Raw genomic sequence first — 2,644 nt, forward strand, 5'->3', positions numbered from 1 at the left:
AGCTGGGATCAGCGCAAGAGTAACGCGACGACCGCTCATCTGGGGCTTGATGCCAATTGGGCACTGAGCGACGCCGTGAGCCTGCTGGGTCGCACGACGTTAGCCCACCGCTTTGAAAACCGCGATGCTGACGCATCGGGGCAAGTCATCGGGCTGTCGGGGTTCAATTTCGAGAGTCCGCGCCTGAAGCAGACCTGGTTCCAACTGGGGGCAGGGGTTGAAGCTGCCATCACCAAGCAAAGCAAGCCGTACGTCATGCTCAACGGCTCCACACAGGGCCAGGCCCCCACCTATTGGGGCACGGCCAACTTCCGATATCTGTTTTAACGGGTGAGTTTTACGCGCTGATGACCCGAAGCGGTGGCGCAAGTCGTGAGTGAATCGGCCGACTCGAGCGGCATGATGTTCCTTGTCTAGATCATCGAAGGAACGCTGGTGCGCGCCGGGTCCCGCCGACCTTTGCTGGACGGAAAAAACGTAACAAAACGACATGTAATGCGACATCACTCGTCATATCGCGCCGCCGCTGCCACACACCAATTCCGGGAGCGGGACCTGAGTTCGGCGTCAGTTTCCCGTCCCCCGCACGCACCGCGAAAGCAGAACCGTCATGACATTGTCTAAATCCCAGATTAACTCCGCCGAAAGCGGTCCCGCTTTCGCCGCGATGTCCCGAGAAGCTGCACTAGCGCCCTGGTCTAGTCCCCGTGTTGGGCTGAGTTTATGGACGCACTACCGTGCGCCGCTAGCCTTTGTCGTGCTCTATAGTCTGGTCTGGACCCTGGTGAGCGGAATACTCGACCCGACCGTGCCATATGACGCAGTCGAAGCGCTGAATTGGGCACGCAACGCTGAATGGGGCACGCCTAAAAATCCGTGGCTGACCGGCTTCGCCTTCTGGCCGGCGGTAGAGTTGAGTGGCCCGGCGCAAAGTTTCTACTGGTACGCATCGCACTTCTCCGCTGTAGCTATCGGCCTGCTGGGGGTCTGGCAACTTGCGCTGCGCCTCACGTTTCGGCGCGACCTGGCTTGGCTCGCAATGCTGAGCCTCAATGTATCTGGCGTAGTAAACATCGACATCCTGCCGTACAACGATAACTATCTTCTCGTCATGCTGTGGCCGTGGATGCTGTACCTGCTTGTGCGGGCCACCTTCGACACGCCAACGGCGTGGCCATTATTCGCCATCGTGGCTGGCCTCGCTGCCATGACGAAGTATTCAACGTTTGCGCTGATTGGTGTGGTATTGCCGCTCATGCTGATCTCGCCCAAGCTGCGGTGCCGCTGCAGAAGCCCATTGTTTGCACTCGGGGTGGTGATTTTCCTGGTCATCGTACTGCCCAACGTCTGGTGGCTCGCTCATCATGACTTCGCTGCGTTCCGATGGGTGGGCGACCAGATTAGAGAGCGGTTAAATCTGCGCGGGCTGAAAGCCGCAATATCCGCGTTCTATTCGGTGGCCGTTCTCGCCATCGTCTTGCGGTTAAGCGGGGTGCGGTTGCATTGGCCAACTTCGCCGGAGGTGAGTGCGCCACTATGGCTGCTCGTGCAGGTACTACTGCTGCCACTCGTGCCAATTTTGGCGTATTTCACGATGGTCGAAGGAGGGCGCGTCACGGAATGGATACAGCCCTTTGTCTTGCCGATGCCAGCGTTGCTTGTCGCGTGCGTGCCCGGCACCGGTCCGGGCCGGAGCGTCGTCGTGCGTCGCGCTATCGCAGGATTTGCGGGTGTTGCCGCCGGGGTCGTCGTAATCTACGCTTTCGTCCTATGCGCTAACGTGAAGAACGCTGGGCAGAAGTTCCTGGGCTTGAAGACGTTGAGCAGCGTACTCGATCAACGCTGGCGAGATCGGTACGGTGCGCCGTTGCGCTACGTTGGAGGCCACCCGCTCTCGCACTGGCTGACGTTTTACGTTCCAGGTAATCCGCGCCTACTCGTTGCATGGTCGAACACTACAAGGCCCAACATCTACACTCGCGGCATTGACGAAGCGAGTGTAAGGCGCGACGGAGTGCTGCTCGTCGGCACGCCGGACGTGCGCTGTGAAGATTCCGACTTTACCTCGGTGCTAAAAAAGTGGCCGTCGCTAGAGCTCGACTCGACCGAGGACCTTATATTCTCCTTCCATGGACAAGCCCAGCAAAAGCAGAAGCGTCTGTGCGTCGCGTTAGTGGCTCCGACCCAACGGCCCGCGCCGGACTGATGTCAACCGCAACTTAGAGGGTTCACCCTAGGGCCGTTCTGCAGCACTATAAAAACGCAAGGGCCGTGATACCTTTGCCAGATTCAGACGTAGCGCCTCTAGAGCGATTCGACGTTCACAAAGCGCTGGCCGGACGCAAAGGAAGGCTACGCGACAACAAGACTATTTCGTCGCTTACCGCAGAGGATGCCTCCGCGCCCTGTACCTTCTTGTGTCATGCAAGCCTGCGACGGAGTTGGGCGGGCAGCGGTCCGCTGCGCACGTTTGCCTACTGGTAGCACGTTGCCTCCGAGTGAGGAGCCGGCTTAATCGTGTACCTATTGGTGACGGCTTCCGCGATGTACTGACCTGACGAATTTTTTCGTACCACTGGCGTCTAGAGATTCACGGCCCCGGTGGTTGAACTACGTTCGCTAGCCCGACGAAATTCGGCCGGGG

Annotated in this window: 2 protein-coding genes; both read left to right on the top strand. The window is 59.0% G+C overall.

Features of this window, described 5'->3' with window-relative positions; translation table 11 throughout:
* Positions 1-327, top strand: a 327-nt coding sequence (locus tag ACIQWO_RS27430; RefSeq protein WP_402830855.1) for an autotransporter domain-containing protein, incomplete at its 5' end; no start/stop codon positions are given.
* Between the two features lie 283 nt (positions 328-610).
* Positions 611-2,206 (top strand): glycosyltransferase family 39 protein, encoded by a 1,596-nt coding sequence (locus ACIQWO_RS27435; RefSeq protein ID WP_402830856.1) that lies wholly within the window; start codon positions 611-613, stop codon positions 2,204-2,206.
* Positions 2,207-2,644: the final 438 nt, after the last annotated feature.

It is taken from the genome of Pandoraea sp. NPDC090278 (genome assembly GCF_044772185.1).
Classification (GTDB): Bacteria; Pseudomonadota; Gammaproteobacteria; order Burkholderiales; family Burkholderiaceae; genus Pandoraea.